Source organism: Citrobacter sp. On2M (assembly GCF_018035235.1).
Classification (GTDB): Bacteria; Pseudomonadota; Gammaproteobacteria; order Enterobacterales; family Enterobacteriaceae; genus Citrobacter; species Citrobacter meridianamericanus.
In genome coordinates this window covers 646,079-669,330 of the sequence record NZ_WPCV01000004.1, presented here as the reverse complement: position 1 = coordinate 669,330, position 23,252 = coordinate 646,079, and the positions used below count along the sequence as shown (strand labels likewise).

Annotated in this window: 20 protein-coding genes, 1 tRNA gene and 2 pseudogenes; 7 read left to right on the top strand and 16 right to left on the bottom strand. The window is 52.5% G+C overall.

Annotated features, from left to right (window positions below):
- The gene (gene potD / locus On2M_RS13505; RefSeq protein WP_003030797.1) at window positions 1-1,047 is read left to right on the top strand and encodes a spermidine/putrescine ABC transporter substrate-binding protein PotD; all 1,047 of its coding nucleotides are present in this window, start codon (window positions 1-3) and stop codon (window positions 1,045-1,047) included.
- A 51-nt stretch (window positions 1,048-1,098) separates the two neighbouring features.
- On the opposite strand, the gene cobB is transcribed toward potD, so the two are convergent.
- Genes cobB through lolC form a run of 5 tightly spaced genes read right to left on the bottom strand, consistent with a single transcriptional unit; the run spans window position 1,099 to window position 6,028 of the window.
- Entirely contained in the window at window positions 1,099-1,920 is an 822-nt protein-coding gene (cobB, locus tag On2M_RS13500; protein WP_151220008.1) for a Sir2 family NAD+-dependent deacetylase, read from the bottom strand.
- A gap of 15 nt (window positions 1,921-1,935) precedes the next feature.
- Window positions 1,936-2,847, bottom strand: coding sequence for an N-acetylglucosamine kinase (gene nagK / locus On2M_RS13495; protein WP_151225263.1), 912 nt, complete (start codon window positions 2,845-2,847; stop codon window positions 1,936-1,938).
- Window positions 2,848-2,890: 43 nt separating this feature from the next.
- Entirely contained in the window at window positions 2,891-4,135 is a 1,245-nt protein-coding gene (gene lolE / locus On2M_RS13490) for a lipoprotein-releasing ABC transporter permease subunit LolE (protein WP_210904969.1), read from the bottom strand.
- Window positions 4,135-4,836: a lipoprotein-releasing ABC transporter ATP-binding protein LolD gene (lolD, locus tag On2M_RS13485; protein ID WP_151220011.1), complete on the bottom strand. Its 702-nt coding sequence runs from the start codon at window positions 4,834-4,836 to the stop codon at window positions 4,135-4,137. Before lolD ends, lolE begins: the two co-directional genes overlap by 1 nt.
- Window positions 4,829-6,028 carry a lipoprotein-releasing ABC transporter permease subunit LolC gene (gene lolC, locus On2M_RS13480; protein WP_003030806.1) on the bottom strand — a complete coding sequence of 400 codons (1,200 nt, stop codon included), beginning with the start codon at window positions 6,026-6,028 and terminating at the stop codon, window positions 4,829-4,831. The genes lolD and lolC overlap by 8 nt, the downstream gene beginning before the upstream one ends.
- A gap of 261 nt (window positions 6,029-6,289) precedes the next feature.
- Between lolC and On2M_RS13475 the strand changes: the two genes are divergently transcribed.
- From On2M_RS13475 to On2M_RS13465, 3 genes are all read left to right on the top strand, one after another.
- Entirely contained in the window at window positions 6,290-7,354 is a 1,065-nt protein-coding gene (locus tag On2M_RS13475) for an acyltransferase family protein (protein ID WP_210904968.1), read from the top strand.
- 116 nt (window positions 7,355-7,470) lie between these two features.
- Complete coding sequence (gene mfd, locus On2M_RS13470) at window positions 7,471-10,917, top strand: transcription-repair coupling factor (RefSeq protein WP_151220013.1); 3,447 nt, start codon at window positions 7,471-7,473, stop codon at window positions 10,915-10,917.
- A gap of 148 nt (window positions 10,918-11,065) precedes the next feature.
- Window positions 11,066-12,031, top strand: coding sequence for a L,D-transpeptidase family protein (locus On2M_RS13465; RefSeq protein WP_151220014.1), 966 nt, complete (start codon window positions 11,066-11,068; stop codon window positions 12,029-12,031).
- 84 nt (window positions 12,032-12,115) lie between these two features.
- Here On2M_RS13465 and bhsA read toward each other — a convergent pair whose 3' ends face one another.
- A complete protein-coding gene (gene bhsA / locus On2M_RS13460; protein WP_029139491.1) occupies window positions 12,116-12,373 on the bottom strand; it encodes a multiple stress resistance protein BhsA in 258 nt (85 codons plus the stop codon).
- A gap of 242 nt (window positions 12,374-12,615) precedes the next feature.
- Here bhsA and comR point away from each other — a divergent pair, with 242 nt between their 5' ends.
- Both comR and On2M_RS13450 read left to right on the top strand, forming a co-directional pair.
- Window positions 12,616-13,251, top strand: coding sequence for a TetR/AcrR family transcriptional regulator (gene comR / locus On2M_RS13455; RefSeq protein WP_210904967.1), 636 nt, complete (start codon window positions 12,616-12,618; stop codon window positions 13,249-13,251).
- 254 nt (window positions 13,252-13,505) lie between these two features.
- Window positions 13,506-15,686: a TonB-dependent siderophore receptor gene (locus On2M_RS13450; RefSeq protein WP_210904966.1), complete on the top strand. Its 2,181-nt coding sequence runs from the start codon at window positions 13,506-13,508 to the stop codon at window positions 15,684-15,686.
- 57 nt (window positions 15,687-15,743) lie between these two features.
- On the opposite strand, the gene On2M_RS13445 is transcribed toward On2M_RS13450, so the two are convergent.
- The 9 genes and pseudogenes from On2M_RS13445 to On2M_RS13405 all read right to left on the bottom strand — a co-directional run.
- On the bottom strand, window positions 15,744-16,283 hold the full coding sequence (locus On2M_RS13445; RefSeq protein WP_003030814.1) for a glycine zipper 2TM domain-containing protein: 540 nt from the start codon (window positions 16,281-16,283) through the stop codon (window positions 15,744-15,746).
- A 167-nt stretch (window positions 16,284-16,450) separates the two neighbouring features.
- Complete coding sequence (gene ndh / locus On2M_RS13440) at window positions 16,451-17,755, bottom strand: NADH-quinone dehydrogenase (RefSeq protein WP_151220016.1); 1,305 nt, start codon at window positions 17,753-17,755, stop codon at window positions 16,451-16,453.
- Between the two features lie 236 nt (window positions 17,756-17,991).
- The gene (gene ycfP, locus On2M_RS13435; protein WP_187252632.1) at window positions 17,992-18,534 is read right to left on the bottom strand and encodes an alpha/beta hydrolase YcfP; all 543 of its coding nucleotides are present in this window, start codon (window positions 18,532-18,534) and stop codon (window positions 17,992-17,994) included.
- A gap of 21 nt (window positions 18,535-18,555) precedes the next feature.
- Window positions 18,556-19,581: a beta-N-acetylhexosaminidase gene (gene nagZ / locus On2M_RS13430; protein ID WP_210904965.1), complete on the bottom strand. Its 1,026-nt coding sequence runs from the start codon at window positions 19,579-19,581 to the stop codon at window positions 18,556-18,558.
- Window positions 19,582-19,591: 10 nt separating this feature from the next.
- Window positions 19,592-20,416, bottom strand: coding sequence for a thiamine kinase (gene thiK, locus On2M_RS13425; RefSeq protein ID WP_151225257.1), 825 nt, complete (start codon window positions 20,414-20,416; stop codon window positions 19,592-19,594).
- A complete protein-coding gene (lpoB, locus tag On2M_RS13420) occupies window positions 20,397-21,029 on the bottom strand; it encodes a penicillin-binding protein activator LpoB (RefSeq protein ID WP_151225697.1) in 633 nt (210 codons plus the stop codon). Before lpoB ends, thiK begins: the two co-directional genes overlap by 20 nt.
- 22 nt (window positions 21,030-21,051) lie before the next feature.
- Window positions 21,052-21,426, bottom strand: a complete 375-nt coding sequence (locus tag On2M_RS13415) for a YcfL family protein (RefSeq protein WP_151220019.1) — start codon at window positions 21,424-21,426, stop codon at window positions 21,052-21,054.
- A gap of 2 nt (window positions 21,427-21,428) precedes the next feature.
- Window positions 21,429-21,788, bottom strand: a complete 360-nt coding sequence (hinT, locus tag On2M_RS13410; protein WP_016156204.1) for a purine nucleoside phosphoramidase — start codon at window positions 21,786-21,788, stop codon at window positions 21,429-21,431.
- 271 nt (window positions 21,789-22,059) lie between these two features.
- Window positions 22,060-22,335: pseudogene (locus On2M_RS13405) on the bottom strand (LysR substrate-binding domain-containing protein); the annotation flags it as partial.
- 26 nt (window positions 22,336-22,361) lie between these two features.
- Here On2M_RS13405 and On2M_RS13400 point away from each other — a divergent pair.
- Window positions 22,362-23,054: pseudogene (locus tag On2M_RS13400) on the top strand (MFS transporter); the annotation flags it as partial.
- Between the two features lie 43 nt (window positions 23,055-23,097).
- On the opposite strand, the gene On2M_RS13395 reads toward On2M_RS13400, so the two are convergent.
- Window positions 23,098-23,173 (bottom strand) — tRNA-Asn (locus On2M_RS13395).
- Between the last annotated feature and the right edge of the window lie 79 nt (window positions 23,174-23,252).

The following is a 23,252-nucleotide window of genomic DNA, read 5'->3' as shown; positions in this document are numbered from 1 at the left end:
ATGAAAAAATGGTCACGCCACCTGCTCGCGGCGGGTGCTCTGGCACTGGGCATGAGCGCCGCTCACGCCAATGACAACAACACGCTCTATTTCTATAACTGGACCGAGTATGTCCCGCCTGGACTGCTGGAACAGTTCACCAAAGAGACCGGCATTAAGGTGATCTATTCGACCTATGAGTCGAATGAAACTATGTATGCCAAGCTCAAAACTTATAAAGACGGCGCATACGATCTGGTGGTTCCGTCCACCTATTACGTCGATAAAATGCGCAAAGAAGGCATGATCCAAAAGATCGACAAGTCGACGTTGACCAACTTCCACAACCTCGATCCGGAAATGCTCAACAAGCCGTTTGACCCCAACAATGATTACTCCATCCCGTATATCTGGGGTGCTACGGCTATTGGCGTCAATAGCGATGCCATCGACCCGAAAACGGTGACCAGTTGGGCCGATCTGTGGAAACCGGAATACAAAGGCAGCCTGCTGTTAACGGATGATGCACGTGAAGTGTTCCAGATGGCACTGCGCAAGCTGGGATATTCCGGCAATACCACTGACCCGAAAGAAATTGAAGCTGCCTATAACGAGTTGAAGAAACTGATGCCAAACGTTGCAGCGTTTAACTCTGACAACCCTGCCAACCCGTATATGGAAGGTGAAGTCAATCTGGGGATGGTGTGGAACGGCTCCGCGTATGTTGCGCGTCAGGCAGGCACACCGCTTGAAGTCGTCTGGCCAAAAGAAGGTGGGATCTTCTGGATGGACAGCCTCTCTATTCCGGCTAACGCGAAAAACAAAGAAGGTGCGCTGAAGCTGATTAACTTCTTACTGCGCCCGGACGTGGCGAAAGAAGTTGCGGAAACTATTGGTTATCCAACGCCAAACCTGGCGGCACGCAAGCTGCTCAGTCCTGAAGTCGCGAACGATAAAACCCTGTACCCGGATGCAGAAACCATCAACAAAGGGGAATGGCAGAACGACGTCGGTTCCGCCAGCGCTATTTACGAAGAGTACTATCAGAAGCTGAAAGCAGGACGCTAATTCAGCGTGATGCCGGGTAAGGCGAAGCTGCCACCCGGCACATAAAATTGATCACAGTCCCTTCAACAACTTCTCCACAAACTCAGGTACCACCTGGCTTGCCGGACCGTAATACTTCTCTTCAAACTCGCTTCCCACCTGGCTCGGTTCAAGATTTAACTCTACCGTATGCGCCCCATGTAGTCGCGCCTCATGCACAAACCCCGCAGCCGGGTACACATGGCCCGACGTACCAATTGCAATGAATACATCCGCCATTGCCAGCGCCATGTAAATTTCATCCATGCCCAGCGGCATTTCACCAAACCACACCACGTGCGGTCGCAGCGGTGCCGGAAATTGACAGCAGTGACATTTATCTTCCGGGGTCACATCGTCCTTCCATTCCAGAATCTGCCCACTTTGCGAGCAGCGAACCTTGAGCAGTTCGCCGTGCATATGGATAACGTTCTGGCTGCCCGCACGTTCATGCAGATTATCAATGTTCTGTGTGACCAGTAAAAAACGATCGCCCAGCTCGGCTTCGAGTTTTGCCAGCGCGATATGCGCCGCATTGGGCTGGATTTCTGGTTGCTGCAACTGGTGGCGACGGGCGTTATAAAACGACTGAACCAGTTGCGGATTACGACTAAATCCTTCCGGTGTCGCAACGTCCTCAACCCGATGTTCTTCCCAGAGACCATCCGCCGCGCGGAAGGTTCGAATTCCTGACTCAGCGGAGATTCCCGCTCCCGTCAGTACCAGCACTCTTGGTTTTTCCATCAATTCAGGCACCACTCTGTCTCTGAAAAAGATTCGTTGACGCAGGCGATCGCGCAAATGGCGTTTATTTTTACGAAAGCGGCTTAACCGATGACCCCGACGCGACAGCATAACAACCTCTTTGTATTAATCGGTAAGATGTAGGAAAGCGGCCCCGCGCATCCCGCCCGCATCGCCGTGCCGCGCTTGCTCAATACGCGGCACCCGTGCGACCGGCAGCAGATGACGTGGCAGCCGATCCGCCAGCTGCGTCGTGATAGCGGTAAAATTCGACAAGCCTCCGCCAATCACCACCAAATCAGGATCGACGATGGTCAGAATATTTCCAAGGCACACCGCCAGCAAATCCAGATAGCGTTCAACGTGAGCACGCGCTTGCTCATCACCCTGCTCCCACAGCGCGATAATTTCACGGGCATCCAGCGGTTGATGGTAGTAATGCTGATACAACCACGCAAATCCGCCGCCGGAAAGGTAGCTTTCGATGCATCCCAGCTGGCCGCATCCGCAGCGGCGTAGCGGGAAATCAAAACCCATCAGCGTCAGCGCATCGACTGGCAAACGAATATGACCAAACTCACCGGTAATATAGCTGTGTCCAGTGATGGATTTCCCGTTAAGTACCAGGCCGCCGCCCACTCCCGTACCAAGGATCAATCCCATCACCAGCGGATATTGAGTAAACTCGTCATCCCAGGCTTCGGAGAGAGCAAAACAGTTAGCGTCGTTATCCAGGCGTACATCCCGGTCCAACCGCGCGCTGAGGTCAGCACGTAAAGGTTTACCACTGGCAGCGGGAACGTTGGCTGCATAAAGCGTACCGTCTTCCGTTTCCGGCATACCAGGAATGCCGATGCCTACCGAACCTTTAACGCCAAACCGTTGGTCTGCTTCCTTTACCAAATTGCAAACCGCATCAAGGAAAGCGTCATAACTATCACGCGGCGTAGGGACGCGCGTTTCCCATTGCAAACGACGTTGATTATCGAATACGCCTAACGCAATTTTAGTCCCACCGATGTCAAATCCGTAATACATCACCGCTCCTTGATGCAGCATAAATGCTTTAATGTATATATTGTTATTGGCCGCTAAGTACTCTCGCAGGATCAATATTGCTGGCGCGACGCGCCGGATACCAACTCGCCAAAAGACTCAGCACTAATGCTGTCACCAGCACGTAAATCACATCCAGCCAATGTAATTCAGATGGCAGGAAGTCAATGAAATAGATATCGCCGGACAAGAACTGATGACCGATAAGCGCCTCGATACCGTTTATGATCGGCGTCAGTTGCAGTGAGACAACTACCCCAATAACCACGCCGATCAAGCTACCGAAAAGACCCGCCAGCAGGCCGTACCAGACAAAAATGGCTCGTATCAACCCATCTTTTGCCCCGAGGGTTCTTAATACCGCAATATCGCCGCTTTTGTCTTTTACCGCCATCACTAACGTGGAAACGATATTAAAGCAGGCCACACCAATCACCAGCACCATCGCCAGATACATAATGGCGCGAATCATCTGGATATCGCGATACATATAGCCGTAAGTACCGATCCAGCTCTTAATATAAACATAGTTATTGGTCACTTCGCCCGCGTCTCGCACCAGCTTATTGGCGTTAAACACGTCGTTAACTTTCAGCGCAATCCCGGAAACGCTGGATCCCAGATCCAGGTATTGCTGCGCGTCTTGCATTGGGATCATGGCAAAGCTGTGATCGAGTTGGCCGCTCAGTTGCAGGATCCCAGTGACGTGTAAACGCACGCGTTTAGGCTGCTGTAACTTATGATCCGCACTGGCGTTGGGGATCATAATTGACACCCAGTCGCCCTGCTTCACCTTCAGCGCATCGGCAATACCCTTGCCAATGATTATCTGCTGCTCACCGGCTTTGAAATTATTCCAGGCGTGGTTCTGCACGAAGGAGGGCAACGCGCTCAAGCGCTGTTCCTGCTGCGGATCAACACCCTTCACCTGCACTGCGCGTAGGTTCGCCCCACTCTCCACCAGCCCGGTAAAGTTGATATAAGGCGCCGCAGCGACAATGCCGGGCACTTTCTGAACTTTATCGAGCGCTTCCTGCCAGTTGTTCCACGGCTGATTTACGGCTTCAATCTCACCATGCGGAACCACGGCCAGAATACGGTTGTTCAACTCACGCTCAAATCCGTTCATCGCGCTTAGACCGACGATCAACACCGCCACGCCCAACGCAATACCGACGGTAGAAATCACGGAAATCAGCGACACCATACCGCCGCGCCGCCGACCGCGGTTAAAGCGCAGACCAATCAATAATGATAAAGGCGACGCCATTACTCAGCCCCCATCAGGCTCAGTTCAGCCGTCAGGCGACCATCGCGCATTTCAAGCTGGCGGCTCATTCGCTTCGCTAACTGTAGATCGTGCGTCACCACCAGAAATGCCGTGCCCTGAGAGCGATTCAGCTCACCCAGAAGCTCGAAAATACTGTCCGCGTTTCGCGCATCAAGGTTACCCGTTGGCTCGTCAGCCAGTACCAGGCGCGGGTTATTTACCAACGCACGCGCGATGGCCACGCGCTGGCGTTCTCCGCCAGATAGTTCAGACGGGCGATGACTGGCGCGATGATCCAGCCCCACAGCTTTTAGCATATCCCGTGCGCGCTCGGTAATTTCAGCCGGTTTTTTCTTGCCTATCAGCAGCGGCATTGCCACGTTCTCCAGCGCGGTGAAATCCGGCAACAGATGGTGAAACTGATAAATAAAGCCCAACTTCTGATTGCGCAGTTCCGCTTTCGCCGCCGACGAGAGCTTGCTCATCGGCTGGCCGCTAAAAATCACGTCGCCGGAAGTCGGCGTATCCAGCCCGCCCAGCAGATGCAGCAATGTACTCTTCCCGGAGCCGGAGCTGCCGACAATTGCCATCATCTCGCCTTCGCCGACGCTAAAACTGACATCGTGCAGGACATCGGTTTGCACAGTGCCTTCCTGATAGCGTTTGCACAGTTTGTCGCATTGCAACAGGATCTTATTCATAACGTAAAGCCTCAGCGGGTTGAGTGGCGGCAGCGCGCCAGGAAGGGTAAAGCGTAGACAGCAGCGCGATGGCCATCGCCACCAGCGCAATGACGATAACCTGCAGCGGCTCGATGGCCACCGGCAACGCAGCGCCATCCAGCAGCACCCCGATAATTGGCATCAGGTTGTTCAGTTGGCTGGCGAGCAATGCGCCCAGCACCGCGCCCAGCAGCGCGCCGATAATCCCGGCACTGGCCCCCTGCACCATAAACACCATCATGATTTGCCGCGGCGTTAGCCCCTGCGTTTGTAGAATCGCCACTTCCCCTTGCTTCTCCATTACCATCAGACCCAACGAGGTAATAATATTAAAAGCTGCCACCGCCACGATCAGGCTAAGCAGCAGCCCCATCATGTTTTTCTCCATGCGCACGGCCTGGAACAATTCCCCTTTGCGCTCGCGCCAGTCCTGCCATTTGGTACCTTGTGGCAGCGTTTGCTGGCTCAGCGTGTCAACTTTTAGCGGTTCATTCAGCCACAAACGCCAGCCGGTGATATTACCTACCGGGTAGCGCATCAGGCGGGACGCATCCTGAATGTTGGTCAGCATCTGGTAGCCGTCAACTTCACTGTTGGCAGCAAAGGTGCCAATCACCGTAAACAGACGCTGACTCGGCAGACGTCCCATCGGGGTAAACTGGCTGGCTGAGGGCACCATTACGCGAATTTGATCGCCGCGATTGACGCCCAACTGTCCGGCAAGCTGCTCACCAAGGATGACATTATACTTACCCGGCTGCAGATCTGTTTGCTTCACATTGACCAGATACGGCGTGAGTGGATCTTTTTGCGCTGGATCGATACCCAGCATCACGCCGACCGCCACGCTACGCGCACTTTGCAGCACCACATCCCCTGTAGTTATCGGTGCGACGCGGTTGACGCCGTTCAACACCACCGCTTTTTCCGGCAGTTGCTGTGGGTTCAGGGAACCCTGTTCAGACGAGAGAACGGCCTGAGGCATCAGACCAAGGATATTATTTTGCAACTCGCGCTCGAAACCGTTCATCACCGACAACACCGTGACCAACGCCATTACCCCGAGAGTAATGCCAATGGTGGAGAGCCAGGAAACGAAGCGACCGAAGCGATCTGCTGCACGCCCACGCATATAACGCAGGCCGATGAATAGAGCGACAGGTTGGTACATGAAATCCGTCTGGTTGCTGTTAGCAAAGTCACGAGTATATAAGCGAAAGCGGAATGGGTAAATGACTGAACCGTAAGTGTTCGTCAGCACTTGTCCTAAAAGTATAAATAAATCAATCCGCTAAAGTTGTCCCTCTTTCCTTAAGTCCAGCCCCCTGATCTTTATCTTAAAAAAACAAAATGCAGACAGTTACGCATTACAGCCCACCGCGAGTTGCGCAGGATGGCAGGCTATAGCAATCAATATGGATACGCCGTCTCGATGATTAAAAAAGAACTATGGATTAATCAGATCAAAGGGTTATGTATTTGTCTGGTGGTAATATATCACTCGGTGATCACGTTTTACCCGCACCTCACCTCCTTTCAACATCCGCTTTCAGAGATGCTGAGCAAATGCTGGGTTTATCTGAACTTGTACCTGGCGCCGTTTCGCATGCCGGTGTTTTTCTTTATATCGGGGTATCTGATCCGTCGCTATATCGATAGCGTCCCGTGGACAACCTGCCTGGATAAACGGATCTGGAACATCGCCTGGGTGTTGGTGCTCTGGGGAGTGGCGCAATGGCTGGCGTTAGTCGCGCTCAATAACTGGCTGGCCCCGCAGCGCGATCTGAGCCATACCGCCAATGCCGCCTATGCCGGTTCACTCGGTGGCTTTGCCCACGGGATGCTCACCGCCAGCACCAGCTTGTGGTATCTGTACGCGCTGATTGTTTATTTTGTTCTGTGTAAGATTTTCAGCCGCTGGGCGATGCCGCTATTAGCGCTATTTGTGGCGCTAAGCGTGGCGATCAATTTTGTCCCGACGCCGTGGTGGGGAATGAACAGCGTGATGCGTAATCTGCCATACTACAGCCTCGGCGCATGGTTTGGCGCAACGCTGATGGAATGGATCAAAGAGGTTCCCTTGCGCCGCCATGCTGTGTTTTTTCTGGTTAGCACAATCGTCGCCGCCGCCGCGTGGCTGGCAAATGTCTCACTATTGCTTTCTCTTCTTTCCATTGTGCTGATCATGAAGCTGTTTTATCAATTTGAGCTCCGCTTTGGTATGCGCACGTCCAGTCCGTTAAGCGTGATTGGTGCCAATACCATCGCCATTTACACCACTCACCGTATTCTGGTTGAGCTGTTCAGCTTAACGTTAATACCCAAAATTAATCATGCTATCTGGCCTGCATATGCGGAGCTGGCCCTGCTTCTGGTGTATCCGTTCGCTTGCCTTCTGCTGTGCACCCTGCTTGGCCTGCTGGTGCGTAAAATTTCGCAAAAAACCGTGGCCGATCTGCTCTTTTCCCCGCCTTCTTTATCGACCTCCTCGCGCTAACCTCAACGCGTTTTTTGCCCCCCTTTGGGGGCGAATCAATTTGCTTATGAGAAACGATCACGGATAATAAAGGACATTGCTTATCAGATGTATATATACGAGATCCTGACAACCGAATGCCTGAACAACATCGTTACACGCTCCCAGCGAAAGCAGGCGATCAGCGCCAGTTGGGTGAACTCACCGGCGCCGCCTGCGCAACGCTGGTCGCAGAAATCGCTGAACATCACGCGGGGCCAGTGGTGCTGATTGCACCGGATATGCAAAATGCGTTACGTTTGCATGACGAAATTCGTCAGTTTACCGACCAGATGGTGATGAACCTGGCCGACTGGGAAACGCTGCCCTACGACAGCTTTTCTCCCCATCAGGAGATTATCTCTTCACGCCTGTCCACGCTATATCAACTGCCTGCCATGCAGCGCGGCGTATTGATCGTTCCGGTCAATACACTGATGCAACGTGTCTGTCCGCACAGCTATCTGCACGGCCATGCGCTGGTGATGAAAAAAGGTCAGCGTCTATCGCGCGACGCCCTGCGCGAACAGTTAGACAGCGCAGGCTATCGTCATGTTGATCAGGTCATGGAACACGGTGAATATGCCACACGTGGCGCATTGTTGGATCTGTTTCCGATGGGCAGCGAGTTACCTTATCGCCTCGATTTCTTTGATGATGAAATCGACAGCCTGCGCCTGTTTGATACTGACACCCAGCGCACGCTGGAAGAAGTCGACGCCATTAATTTGCTGCCCGCGCACGAATTTCCGACCGACAAAACGGCCATCGAGTTGTTCCGTAGCCAGTGGCGTGACACCTTTGAGGTGAAACGCGACGCCGAACATATTTATCAGCAGGTCAGCAAAGGCACGTTGCCAGCGGGTATTGAATACTGGCAGCCGCTGTTTTTCAGCGAGTCGCTGCCGTCGCTGTTCAGTTACTTTCCCGCCAATACGTTATTGGTCAATACCGGCGATATCGAGACCAGCGCAGAACGCTTCCAGGCCGATACCCTGTCACGTTTTGAGAATCGAGGCGTAGATCCAATGCGCCCGCTTCTGCCACCGGAATCGCTGTGGCTGCGGGTGGATGAGCTGTTTACTGAACTGAAACGCTGGCCGCGCGTTCAGCTAAAAACCGAGAGTCTGGCGAACAAAGCTGCGAATACCAACCTTGGGTTCCAGAAGCTGCCGGATATCGCCGTGCAGGCGCAGCAAAAATCGCCGCTAGATGCGTTACGTAAATTCCTTGAGGGTTTTACCGGTCCGGTAATTTTCTCGGTGGAAAGTGAAGGACGCCGGGAAGCGCTTGGCGAACTGCTCGCCCGCATCAAGGTCGCGCCGAAGCGGATATTGCGTCTCGATGAAGCCGCAGACAACGGTCGTTATCTGATGATTGGCGCCGCCGAGCATGGCTTCATCGATAGCAAACGTAATCTGGCGCTGATTTGTGAAAGCGATCTGCTGGGCGAACGCGTGGCGCGCCGCCGTCAGGATTCTCGTCGCACTATCAACCCGGATACGTTAATTCGTAACCTCGCGGAGCTGCATCCCGGTCAGCCAGTGGTGCATCTGGAGCACGGCGTTGGTCGCTATGCCGGGATGACCACGCTGGAAGCTGGCGGCATCACTGGTGAATACCTGATGCTCACCTACGCCAACGACGCCAAACTGTATGTGCCGGTGTCATCGCTGCATCTGATCAGCCGCTACGCCGGTGGCGCGGAAGAGAATGCGCCGCTGCATAAACTTGGCGGCGATGCCTGGTCACGCGCGCGCCAGAAAGCCGCCGAGAAGGTCCGCGATGTTGCAGCAGAGCTGCTGGATATTTACGCTCAGCGCGCGGCGAAAGAAGGTTTTGCTTTTAAGTATGACCGTGAGCAGTACCAGCTGTTTTGCGACAGCTTCCCGTTTGAAACCACGCCCGACCAGGCACAGGCGATCAACGCGGTACTCAGCGATATGTGTCAGCCGCTGGCCATGGACCGCCTGGTGTGTGGCGACGTCGGCTTCGGTAAAACCGAAGTCGCGATGCGCGCCGCCTTCCTCGCCGTAGAGAACCACAAACAGGTTGCCGTGCTGGTGCCGACCACCCTGCTCGCCCAGCAGCACTTCGACAACTTCCGCGATCGTTTTGCCAACTGGCCGGTACGCATTGAAATGCTGTCCCGTTTCCGTAGTGCCAAAGAGCAAGCGCAGATCCTGGAGCAGGTTGCCGAAGGTAAAATCGATATTCTCATTGGCACTCACAAACTGCTGCAAGCGGATGTGAAGCTAAAAGATTTGGGGCTGCTGATCGTCGATGAAGAGCACCGTTTCGGCGTGCGCCACAAAGAACGCATCAAAGCCATGCGCGCGGACGTCGATATTCTGACTCTGACGGCAACGCCAATTCCACGCACGCTCAATATGGCAATGAGCGGCATGCGCGATCTGTCGATCATCGCCACGCCGCCCGCCCGGCGTCTGGCGGTCAAAACCTTCGTACGCGAATACGACAGCCTGGTGGTACGTGAGGCGATCCTGCGTGAAGTTCTGCGTGGGGGACAAGTTTATTACCTGTTTAACGACGTCGAAAATATCCAGAAAACCGCCGACAGATTAGCGGAACTGGTACCGGAAGCACGTATTGGCATCGGCCACGGGCAAATGCGCGAGCGCGAGTTGGAACGCGTGATGAACGATTTCCATCATCAGCGTTTTAACGTCCTGGTGTGTACCACCATTATCGAAACCGGGATCGACATTCCCACCGCGAACACCATCATCATTGAACGTGCTGACCACTTCGGTTTGGCGCAATTACATCAGCTGCGCGGTCGTGTGGGACGCTCACACCATCAGGCCTACGCCTGGCTACTGACGCCGCATCCAAAAGCGATGACCACCGATGCGCAAAAGCGCCTGGAAGCCATCGCCTCGCTGGAAGATTTGGGTGCAGGCTTTGCGCTGGCGACCCACGACCTCGAAATTCGCGGCGCCGGGGAACTGCTGGGCGAAGATCAAAGCGGTTCTATGGAAAGCATCGGCTTCTCGCTGTATATGGAGCTGCTGGAGAACGCCGTCGATGCGCTCAAAGAAGGGCGAGAACCTTCGCTGGAAGATCTCACCAGCCAACAAACCGAAGTTGAACTGCGTATGCCGTCACTCCTTCCGGATGACTATATCCCGGATGTCAACACGCGACTGTCGTTCTACAAGCGCATTGCCAGTGCGAAAGGTGAAACCGAGCTGGAAGAAATTAAAGTCGAGCTGATAGACCGTTTTGGTCTGCTTCCCGATCCGGCTCGTACGTTGCTGGATATCGCCCGTTTACGTCAACAGGCGCAGAAACTGGGGATTAGAAAGCTCGAAAGCAATGAAAAAGGCGGTACGATTGAATTTGCCGAGAAAAATCACGTCAACCCGGTCTGGCTGATTGGTTTACTGCAAAAGCAGCCGCAGCATTTCCGTCTGGATGGTCCAACCCGCCTGAAATTCATGCAGGAGTTGGGTGAGCGTAAAACGCGAATCGACTGGGTCCGCCAGTTTATGCGCCAGCTTGAAGAGAACGCCGTAGCCTAGCATCAGGCCGGGTGAGCAGACCACTCACCCGGCCTGATGAATTTACAAACTCTTTGCACTTCCCTGCACTTCCCGACACAGTAAGCCGCCATAATTCCTGTTTACTTTTACATAATAAAAACCACGTAAAAACAATGGATTTATGGTGATGTTAAACAATAAACGACTCTCACGCTGGTTAGCGTTTTTTACGCTGGCAGCGACCTTCACGTTAGCACTTCCGGTTCAGGCCAATACCTGGCCGCTACCGCCACCGGGAAGCCGCGTGGTAGGTCAGAATGCTGTTCACGTTGTTGAAGACAATGGTGGCTCTCTGGAAGCGATTGCTAAAAAATATAATGTCGGCTTTTTAGCGCTATTGCAGGCCAACCCCGGCGTTGATCCGTATGTCCCCCGTCCGGGCAGCGTTTTGACTATCCCATTGCAAACCCTGCTGCCAGACGCGCCGCGCGAAGGCATTGTCATCAACCTCGCCGAACTGCGTCTGTATTATTACCAGCCGGGTACAAATTCGGTGACCGTCTATCCTATTGGTATTGGCCAGTTAGGCGGTGACACGCTAACTCCGACAATGGTGACGACTATTTCTGATAAACGCGCCAACCCCACCTGGACACCCACGGCAAATATCCGCGCACGATATAAAGCGAACGGGATCGACCTTCCTGCCGTAGTACCTGCCGGGCCGGATAACCCGATGGGTCATCATGCCATTCGCTTAGCGGCTTACGGCGGCGTGTACCTGCTGCACGGAACCAATGCTGATTTTGGCATAGGAATGCGTGTCAGTTCTGGTTGTATTCGTCTGCGCGATGGAGATATCGAAACCCTGTTCCGTCAGGTAACGCCCGGAACCAAGGTCAATATTATCAATACGCCGATCAAAGCATCTGTTGAACCTAACGGCGTGAGACTGGTTGAAGTTCATCAGCCGCTGTCAGAAAAAATCAATGACGACCCGCAGTTGCTGCCGATCGTATTGAACAAATCAATGCAGACGTTTAAAAATGCAGCGCAGACGGATAGCACAGTCATGGAGCATGCGATGGAAATTCGCTCAGGCATGCCGGTTGATGTAACCCGTCATCAAGACGTCGCTGAACAACCGCTGTAAACTCCACATATAAACAAACCCCGTCGGATTTTATTCCGCGGGGTTTTTTATTTAACTCGCAGTGGCATTGCGAAGGGTTAAAACTTATTTGTAGATAACCGCAGTCCCGTGAAGAGTGTTAGGACCGGTAACGGAAGTAATACGGAAAGACTTCGCCCCCATCTCATCCGCTTTTTGCGCCAGCTGATCTTCCAGAGAACCTAAGTTAGTGCCCGCATTCGCAGAAATAGTACCGACTTTCTGTTGACCCGCAGGTGTGGCCTGAACTTCAACAGCGGCAAAGCTTGCAAATGACAATGAGCTAAGAACAGCAGCAACGAACAGAGTTTTTACGTTTTTCATGATAGTGACCTTTAGCAGATGAATGTGTGTCGAAAAGATTAACTTAACGATCGATAGTTAAATCATAGATGTGATCCAGGTCACACGTCAACAAGTTTTTATAATGATCGTTATATAAAATATAAAATCTCTATTTTTCATACTAATAGCCATAAATTTTTTTATCATTAATCCGCTGGAGTGTGCAGTCGAATATTTTTATAATGGTTATTCAATAAACTCAACAAAGGTACAGCGGCACCATGACAACTCAAACGACAGGTTGTGCTAAAAAAAGCCGTGGCCGACCAAAAGTGTTCGACAGGGAAGCCGCGCTTGATAAGGCCATGACACTCTTCTGGCAACACGGATATGAAGCAACATCGCTCGCCGATCTCGTAGAAGCAACAGGTGCAAAAGCGCCCACGCTGTATGCAGAGTTCACCAACAAAGAAGGGTTGTTTCGTGCCGTGCTGGACCGCTACATCACGCGCTTCGCAGCGAAACACGAGGCCCAGCTGTTTTGTGAAGAAAAAAGCCTTGAGTCCGCGCTGGAAGACTATTTCACCGCAATAGCAACCTGCTTTACCAGCAAGGACACCCCGGCGGGATGTTTCATGATTAACACCTCTGCGACACTGGCAGCCTCTTCCCGTGATATTGCGCGTACGGTGAAGTCTCGCCATGCAATGCAGGAACAGACGCTAACCCAGTTCCTGCACCAGCGCCAGCAGCGAGGCGAAATTCCGGCCCATTGCGACGTGCAAAAACTGGCCGAATATCTGAACTGTATTTTACAGGGTATGTCGATCAGCGCCCGCGAAGGTGCAACGTTTGAAAAGCTGATGCAGATCGCTCGTACAACCCTGCGACTGTGGCCCGAACTCATCAAAGCTTAACGTATTTCCGCTGTTTCCCCCGCTGTACTGACACCATCGGGAGCTGATAAGGCTCCCGCTTAAATTCGCGCACATTACCCACACATTCTTCACTGTTTTCATTATCTTATCCGATTATTTTTTGTAAAATGTATTGATAACAGCAATCATTATCAGCAATATTCGCATTTGTTTTAACACCCGTTACACGATGTAACCATCGGTTTCTCTACCGCCATAACAAAAACAGACCGAATTTTTTAAAAGGAACACAAATGCATAAGCGTCTCTGGGTGCTCAATCCTATCCTGTTATCTTTAACTCTCCCGGCTATTGCGGCTGAAGAAGATAATCTCATCGTCAGCGCCAACCGGAGCCAACGCACCGTGGCAGAAATGGCGCAAACGACCTGGGTTATCGAAGGAAGCGAGATTGAACAACAGGTTCAGGGTGGGAAAGAGTTTAAGGATGTTCTGGCTCAGTTAATCCCGGGAATCGATGTCAGCAGCCAGGGACGCACCAACTACGGCATGAATATGCGCGGTCGCGCCATCGTCGTGCTGGTTGACGGCGTCCGTCTGAACTCCTCGCGCACCGACAGTCGCCAGCTTGACTCCATTGACCCGTTTAACATTGCTCACATAGAAGTCATCTCAGGCGCCACTTCACTTTATGGCGGCGGCAGTACCGGCGGATTAATCAACATCGTTACTAAAAAAGGCCAGCCGGAGCGTGAAGTCGAACTCGAACTGGGGGGTAAAAGCGGTTTCAATAACAGCAACGATCATGATGAACGCGTTGCTGTGGCAGTGAGCGGAGGAACCGATCGCGCTGCCGGGCGCATGTCCGTTGCGTATCAACGGTTTGGCGGCTGGTATGACGGTAACCACGATGCCTTAATGCTGGATAACACCCAAACTGGCCTGCAGCACTCCGATCGTCTGGACGTAATGAGTACCGGGACGATTGAACTTGACGACAACCGACAGTTGCAACTGGTTACGCAGTATTATAAAAGCCAGGGGGATGAAGATTACGGGCTGGATCTTGGTGAGAACATGTCCGCCGTGACGGGAAACGGTAAAGCTTATACCAGCAGCGGGCTGAACTCCGATCGTATACCCGGCACCGAGCGTCATCTGATCAGCCTGCAATATTCTGATGCGGATTTCTTCGGCCAGAACCTGATCAGCCAAATCTATTACCGCGACGAATCGTTGAAATTTTATCCGTTCCCAACGCTAAGCAAAGGCAAGGTCACCAGTTTCTCCGCATCACAGCAAGACACCGACCAGTTTGGCGCCAAAATTACCCTCAACAGCCAGTTGATGGACAATTGGGAACTGACGTGGGGTGTCGATGCCGATCACGAAACCTTCGATTCCAATCAGAAATTCTTCGATCTGGCCTGGTCCCTGCCCTCCGGCGGTATGGACAACCGAACCGCGTATACCACCGGGCGTTACCCGGGTTACAGCATCACCAACTTCGCACCTTTCCTGCAAAACAGCTATGACATTAACGACATCTTTACCCTCAGCGGAGGGGTGCGCTATCAATGGACAGAAAACAGAGTTGATGATTTCGTCGGCTATGCCCAACAGCAGGGAATTGCGACCGGACTGGCAAACTCCGCCGACACCATTCCTGGCGGTAAAACCGATTACGATAATTTCCTGTTTAACGCCGGTATCCTCGCCCACCTGACCGACCGCCAGCAGACATGGTTTAACTTCTCTCAGGGTGTCGAGCTGCCAGACCCGGGTAAATATTATGGCAACGGTACTTATTCCCTGGTGGGCGATCATTACCGGCTCCAGCGCAGCGTCAATGTGGCGGATTCACGCCTGGAAGGGATTAAAGTCAACTCGTACGAACTGGGATGGCGCTACACCGGCGATAGCCTGCGCACGCAGTTAGCCGCTTACTACTCGACTTCGGATAAATCAATTGTTATCAACCGTAGCGATATGACCATCAACGTTCAGCCCGACGATCGGCGTATTTATGGCCTTGAAGGTGCAGTGGATTATTTCATTGCGGATACGAACTGGAGCCTGGGCGGCAACTTCAACATCATAAAATCAGAAGTGAAGCAAAACGGGAAATGGCGGAAATGGGATGTCACTCTGGCCTCACCGTCGAAAGCAACCGCCTGGGTCGGCTGGGCGCCTGAACCGTGGTCATTGCGCGTACAGAGCCAGCAAGCATTTGATCTGACCGACGCCAGCGGCAACAAGCTGGATGGCTATAACACCATGGACTTTATCGGCAGCTATCAACTCCCGTTGGGTAAATTGACCTTTAGCGTGGAAAACCTGCTGAATGAAGAGTACACCACGCTGTGGGGACAACGTGCGCCACTGTTATATAGCCCGACCTACGGCAGCACGTCACTGTATGAATACAAGGGTCGGGGCCGCACCTTTGGGCTGAACTACGCTTTAACCTTCTGATAAAAAAAGCCCCCCAGCCTGAGCGAATGGGGGGCTAATGTTCAGGATAATGCTATTTTACGCTTTGTTATTCAGTACCAGCTGTCCGTTGTTATCCAACGGAATTTGCGCGCCAGGATCCTTATCCATACGGATTTTCCCTTGCTGATCGCCAATTTTGTACGTCACATCGTAGCCCAGCATTTTTTCTGATTTGTCATACACCGTTTTACAACGCTGCTGCGTCGTGGTGTAAGTATCATTTTCCTGCATCGAACCCTGGATCTGGTTACCAGCATAACCGCCGCCTAAGGCACCGGCCACGGTGGCAATATCTTTACCACGTCCGCCGCCAAACTGGTGACCAATAACGCCCCCCGCCACGGCACCGAGCACGGAACCCGCGATACGGTTTTCATCTTGTACCGGCTTACGGTGCGTGACCGTCACGTTCCGGCACTCCTGGCGTGGTGTTTTTACCGACTCTTTAATTGGCGTTGCAGAGACAACTTGTGCGTATTGTGGGCCACGCTCGAAAACGTTAAGACTGGCCACCGCTGCAACACCCAGCGCAGCAGCTACGCCAATCCCTATACCCGCCAACATTGATTTATTCACGGGACTTCCTCCTTTTTGCTATTAGTAACAACTTTGCAACAGAAGGTAAGGAATGCCAATCAGATTACGGATGAAAATAGCGCAAGGAGAAGCGAATGCAGAATGATTCGGAGAACTCTGAAGGAAGGCGCCGGATGAGTAAAATCAACCGACGCCATAGGTCAAGATTAATGCAGTTTCAGACGCGGGCGAATCACCCGGTTAATACTGCCGACCAGCATCATCAGACCGGTTTTGAAGTAACCGTGTAGAGCAATCTGATGCATACGGTACAGTGAGATGTACACAAAGCGCGCAATACGCCCTTCCACCATCATCGACCCACGGGTCAGGTTGCCCATCAAACTGCCCACGGTAGAGAAGTTAGAGAGCGAAACCAGAGAGCCGTGATCTTTATACTGATACGCTTTCAGCGGCTTACCGTTCATCTGCGCCAGAATGTTGTTCATTGCGCAGCTTGCCATCTGGTGCGCAGCCTGAGCGCGCGGCGGTACAAAGCCCCCTTCCGGGCGAGCGCAGGAAGCACAGTCGCCAATCGCGTAGACGTCGGGATCGCGCGTGCTCTGCAGAGTTGGCTCAACCACCAGCTGATTGATACGGTTCGTTTCAAGTCCGCCAATGTCTTTCATAAAGTCTGGCGCTTTGATCCCCGCCGCCCACACCATCAGATCGGCTTTAATGTATTCGCCATCTTTGGTATGCAGTCCGCCTTCATCTGCACTGGTTACCATCGTCTGGGTCAGGACGCGTACGCCCAGTTTGGTCAACTCATTGTGCGCAGCGCTGGAAATACGCGGCGGCAACGCAGGCAGAATACGTTCACCAGCTTCTACCAGCGTCACGTTCAGTGCTTCGTTGGTCAGCCCTTTGTAACCATAGCTGTGCAGTTGTTTTACCGCATTATGCAGCTCGGCGGAGAGTTCAACCCCCGTCGCACCACCGCCGACGATAGCAATATTAACTTTGCCGTTAGCGCCCAGATTCGCGGAATACTTGAGGAACAGATTCAGCATTTCCTGGTGGAAACGACGCGCCTGATGCGGGTTATCCAGGAAAATGCAATTTTCTTTGACGCCCGGCGTGTTGAAATCGTTAGAGGTACTACCCAACGCCATCACCAGCGTGTCATACGGTACTTTACGCTCAGGAACCAGCAGATCGCCCTTCTCATCGCGCAGCTCGGCGAGAGTAATGGTTTTCGCTTCACGATCGATATCCACCACCGAGCCCAACTGGAACTGGAACCCGTGGTTGCGGGCATGCGCCAGATAGCTCAGCGCATCCACACCTTCATCCAGCGAACCTGTCGCGACTTCATGCAGTAACGGTTTCCATAAATGGCTGTGGTTTCTGTCCACCAGCGTAATTTTGGCCTTTTTCTTGCGGCCCAGCTTTTTACCCAGCTGCGTCGCCATTTCCAGTCCGCCAGCACCGCCGCCGACAATCACGATCCTTTTCAATGGTGTAGTCAACGTGACCCCCTCAAATTTATTAACCAATTGTTAATTAAAAGTTATTGTCATAGCCTTTAATTAACAACAAGTTACGATAATGAAAATGTTCTTCGAGAGTGAGAATAACACGAACGGTGCATTGGTCATACCAAAATTGATGTGTATCAAGTTTTGATGCTGAAAAGATAGACAACCCGAACTTTAAGAACAAAAAAACCAGCCCGGAGGCTGGTTTTTTACACGCTCATTGAAGGTTAACCCAACGTTTTGAACGCTTTGATACGCTGCAAGTGCGGGGAGATATTCTTAAACTTATGCGTCTGCTCTTCGTCCCAGACAATCTCATAAAAGTGGTGCAGTTCTTCTGACGAACGCTGACTATTAAGTGCTTCATCATGACGGGACAAGATAACCAGACAGCGATCGCGATTTTTTTCGCGGAAATTGGTCACGCATTTTGTCGCGATATCGGCATATTCTTCAGGCCGGTCGATTTTTCCCTCCATGTTCTCATACGGGAACAGATTGGGATTAAACACAACCTGGCGAATATCACACAGAAAACCAATTCTTTCAGCCCAAAATCCTCCGAGCCCCACGCCACAAATCAGCGGTCGGTCGTCGACATTAAGCTGCAGCATTTTGTCCACTTCTTTAAGCAGATGCTGCATATCATGTTTAGGATGCCGCGTGCTGTAGCTAATCAGCCTGACGTCCGGGTCGATGAACTGCAGCTGCAGCACCTTTTCGTGGTTGCCTGGACTGTTAGAGTCAAAACCGTGTAAATAGATAATCATCGCATCCTCGCCAAACGTGCGTTAATGACCTGCTTTCTCTTCCTGCCAGCGCTCATGAAGCTGGTTGAGCTGGGCGCTTACCGTCTTCCAGCGTGTCGAGCCCATCAGTTCCTGACGTGAAAATGAACCTTTATGATACAAACGTGTAACACGTTCTGCATTGATCGGCGACAGATTATCTAACACACTGGCCGCTCCTTTACGATTATTGCAGACCAGGATCATATCGCAACCTGCATCCAGCGATGCCTGGCCGCGTTCCGCATAGCTTCCCATAATCGCCGCACCTTCCATCGACAGATCGTCAGAGAAAATAACGCCGTCGAAACCCAGCTCCTGACGCAGCACCGTTTTCAACCAGTGTGGCGAGCCACTCGCCGGGCGCGGGTCTACATCACTGTAGATGACGTGTGCAGGCATAATGGCGTCGAGTTTGTTTTCGGTAATCAACGTCCTGAACACGGACATATCTTTCGCCCGAATTTCGGCTTCCGAGCGTGGATCGGTTGGGGTTTCTTTGTGTGAATCCGCCGTCACCGCCCCATGTCCGGGGAAATGTTTACCAGTCGTTTTCATGCCAGCGCCATGCATACCGTCAATAAAGCGGGTTGCTATAGCCAGCGCTTTTAGCGGATCGGCATGATAAGAGCGCTCGCCGATTGCTGCGCTGATATGCCCCACATCCAGCACCGGTGCAAAGCTGATATCAATGTCCATTGCGATCATTTCGCTGGCCATTAACCATCCGGCGTCTTCAGCCAGTTTGCCACCCTCTTCCAGACCGTGCAGCGCTGCAAACGATTGGGCCGCAGGCAGACGCGTAAAACCCTCGCGAAAACGCTGCACCCTGCCGCCTTCCTGATCTACCGCCACCACCAGATGATTACGCGATGCCTCGCGGATCTGGCGCACTAATTCCCGCAACTGTTCCGGGTCATGATAATTTCGGGTAAAGAGGATCAACCCACCTACCAGCGGATGCGCCAGAATCTCACGTTCTTCAGCGTCCAGCTCATACCCTTCGACATCCAACATTACTGGGCCCACACTGCTCTCCTTATCCTTTCATTGTTAGCTGCCGCCAGGTTTCATCGGCCAGCCTGATAAATTGTCGATCGCCGGTTTGTTGCCAGCGATACTCAAACCACCCCGCCTTCAGCATCATTATCCAGGGTTGCCATCGCCTGACCTGTCGCCAGAGCACGTCTGGCTCAATGTGCGCTCGTTGGGCGTAGGCGCTAACCAGCCGTTGATGCTGGGACTCGTCGCTGACCCAAACCGCCGCCAGCTCCAGCGCGAGATCACCGTCGCCGGCATATTCCCAGTCAATCAACCGCAGCCCTGAGTCTGTACGTACGATGTTGTTGCCGTGGACATCCATATGCAGCGGCCCCAGGCGCAAAGGTCGAGGCTCACCGCTTTTCCTTAGCAGCTTAAGCGCGCGTAACCAACATGGCGTACGACGCGCCGGATCCCCACACTGCCAGTATCGTTCGAGTAGCGGCAGCAGGCTGATTCGCCAGCCGAATCGGGGCTGCTGGTGCAGATGATACAATAAGCCAGCGAGTTCGTCGGCGTCCGGTAATCTGGATTCTACCTGACCGTGAAAAAAATCCACGGCCATCCACCCGCGCGTATAAAAGCGAGGGCGCGGCGCAAGGCTTTCTGGCAGGTGCTTTAACGCATGATAGTGGCGTAAGAAATGCGATTCCGGCGCGTCAGGATCGTGATGACAACGCAATACTAAGCGGTGGGTATGATGTTCGATGATGCAGCTCCCGCCGCTCAGGCCGCTCTGACTACCTGCGACGGGATGATACTGCGGGAAATAGCGCGACAACACTTCGTCGCGCTTCAGTCGGTTATTGTTGCTGAACGGCACCTTTACCTGACCAGATAATTTCGCCAGTTTGTACCAGCATTAATTGCATTTGCAGCGCAGGCGAATTGACGTTGCCTGATGCGCTGGAATAGAGCACATATTGTGCGCCAACGTTACGGGCGATACCAATCGCTTTGCTGCGCGTACCCAGACTGTCGTTCGGCGACAAACCTAGCTGCTGTTTGGCGACGGCCAACTGCTGGGCGGAAACCAGAGTAAACTTGCCGTTATTCGCCAGCGCGCTGCGCAAAGTCTCGGTGGCTTCCCCTCCATTCAACGAGCCGTTGGTGCGGTTATTGACGCTATCAACCAGCAGAACGCCCCCCGCTTTGACGCCCTCAGCCTGCAGCATTTTGCCGACCATCGGCTGCATAGCCCCGTTCCAGTCATAATGACGCTGACGTGGCGTCGGCTGCGCCGTCTGGTCCTCGTGCTCAATCGGCCCCGGCTGCTGTGGAATGGTGGGAACCGTTGGTACAACCGGTACCGGTTGTTGCGGCTGCGTGGGTTGTTCCGGCACCGGCTTCACTTCCTCTACCGGTGCGGGTTCACGTTGCGCCACACAACCAGAGAGAAACATCGCCAGCGCGGCAATCAGTGCGTAGCGATTCATTTTTATCTTCAAGATTCACCCCTTACAAATAAAGATAAAGTCTAACCTTGTGCGCCCCCAGATAATTGGCGCTGCCGTACAGCGTCACCGACGAATGAGCCGGGATAGTCACGCTACGCGGCGCTTCCAGAGGATGCATTTCCAGTCCTCTGGTGTCATACCAGTAAAACCGGTAATGAACGGTAACGGGCTCTTGTCTTTCGTTATAAAGTCGAGAGGATGCTGAGGCCTGAATATCAGACGTGGTTAACGTCGGCTGTTCCGCTGTAATGCCCGCTGCAAGAATCGTTGATTCCATCACCAGTGATTGTTCATCACTAACCGGAATTTCAGGATGTGTTCGACAGCCAGCCAGTAGCAGCAAGCTCAGTGAAAGTGCAATGCATCCTCTGGTCATGCTTACAGACCTTTATGCGCAAGCATTGGACCAAGCGCCCGGCCACCCAGCAGGTGCATATGAATGTGATACACCTCCTGACCACCATGACGATTGGTATTCATGATTAAACGGTACCCATCCGCAGCAATGCCTTCCTGCTCGGCGATTTTTGCCGCAACGGTAATCATGCGACCCAACGCCTGCTCGTGTTCCGCCGTCACATCGTTGACGGTTGGGATCAATACGTTAGGAATGATGAGAATGTGCGTAGGTGCCTGAGGGGAAATATCACGAAACGCGGTGACCAGTTCATCCTGGTACACGATATCCGACGGAATTTCACGACGGATAATTTTGCTGAATATAGTTTCTTCTGCCACGACGTTTTCCTTTTTCATTAACAGCCCAAGCGTTATGCCATGCTACGCCGGGTAACTCTGCGAGTATAGAGTATGAGCGAGTTACTCACGCTCTTTCAACTTTAACCCTCGATTTTTTAAGCAAAAAGCCCTGTCACTGCTGTTCTTATAACCATTTCCCGTCGCTATTGCTTAAGCATAGTACTGAAATCCTATTTCATTTATGCCCAAAGCGGTTTACACGTCAGGCATCAATGCGTGGCCGTTACCTTCTCGTCAGGGCGTATAACGGCTACATGACGATATCGGCCTCTCCGGCCACCGCCAGGTGCAAGAAATCGTCCCGCCGATGGTTTTTAATTTTGGGGTTCCATGCCACACCAATGTTCCAGCGAATTTGTTTTTCAGTGAGCATCAATAGTCTCGCTTCGGCAGGCAAAAAATGCCGGACACTTGTGGGTAAAAAGGCGACTCCGATCCCCCCGGCAACCAATGCCAATAGCGTAGTCATGTCATTTGTTACAGAGACCGGTTCAGCGCTAAGTTGGATGCTTTGTAGAAAGAGTGAGGTTTGTTCCGCAAGACATGTGCTTCATGCACCTGTTTTTAATTAGTGCTATTTCCTTAGCGATCACGCTGTCGGTATATCCACATATCATCAAAGATAAATCGATAAAAATAAAACGGTTAATCAAAGGAAAGCAGCCACATCGCTCATGCACGATCTACTTTATAGGCGTTATTGCCCTGCTCGCCATGATCCCGGAATGTGCTGTTGTGGACTGGTCGTCACGTTATTTATTGAAAAATCTCAATGCGACTACAGAAACGGCAAGCCTTTCCTTTGCCTGCTTTGCGGGAACAATGGCAATCTTTCGCTTCATGGGAGACTTTATTCGTAACCGCTTTAATGCCATTCTCGTAATGCGCTCATCCAGTCTGTTAGCTGGGCTTGGGCTGCTGACAGCCGCAATGGCTAGTCATCCCTGGCAAGCCACCGTTGCCTTCGCTATTGCCGGTATTGGCATAGCCAATCTGGTACCGATTGCTTTTTCCGCTGCGGGAAACCAGCCTGATATTTCGACCAACACGGGAATGAGCATCGTCACCACGATCGGTTATTTGGGTACGCTAATGGCCCCTGCACCTATAGGCCTGGTGGCTGAAATCACAGGTTTTCCTGCTGTATATACCGGGATGGCCGCCATGTTGGGCATGATTATGCTGCTTGCTCCCCTGATTAGGGTAAAGGCCAGCGAAAAATTTGATGCCAATTTGACGCGTTGAAAACAAAAAGCCTGCTTAGTTTCCTGAGCAGGCTTCTTAAATTTGGCTCCTCTGACTGGACTCGAACCAGTGACATACGGATTAACAGTCCGCCGTTCTACCGACTGAACTACAGAGGAATCGTTGTGGAGGCTTATCTTAGCGGCGAAAAAAATTTTGTCAAATCCCATTTCCTCGCATAAGTATCAATTGATGCTT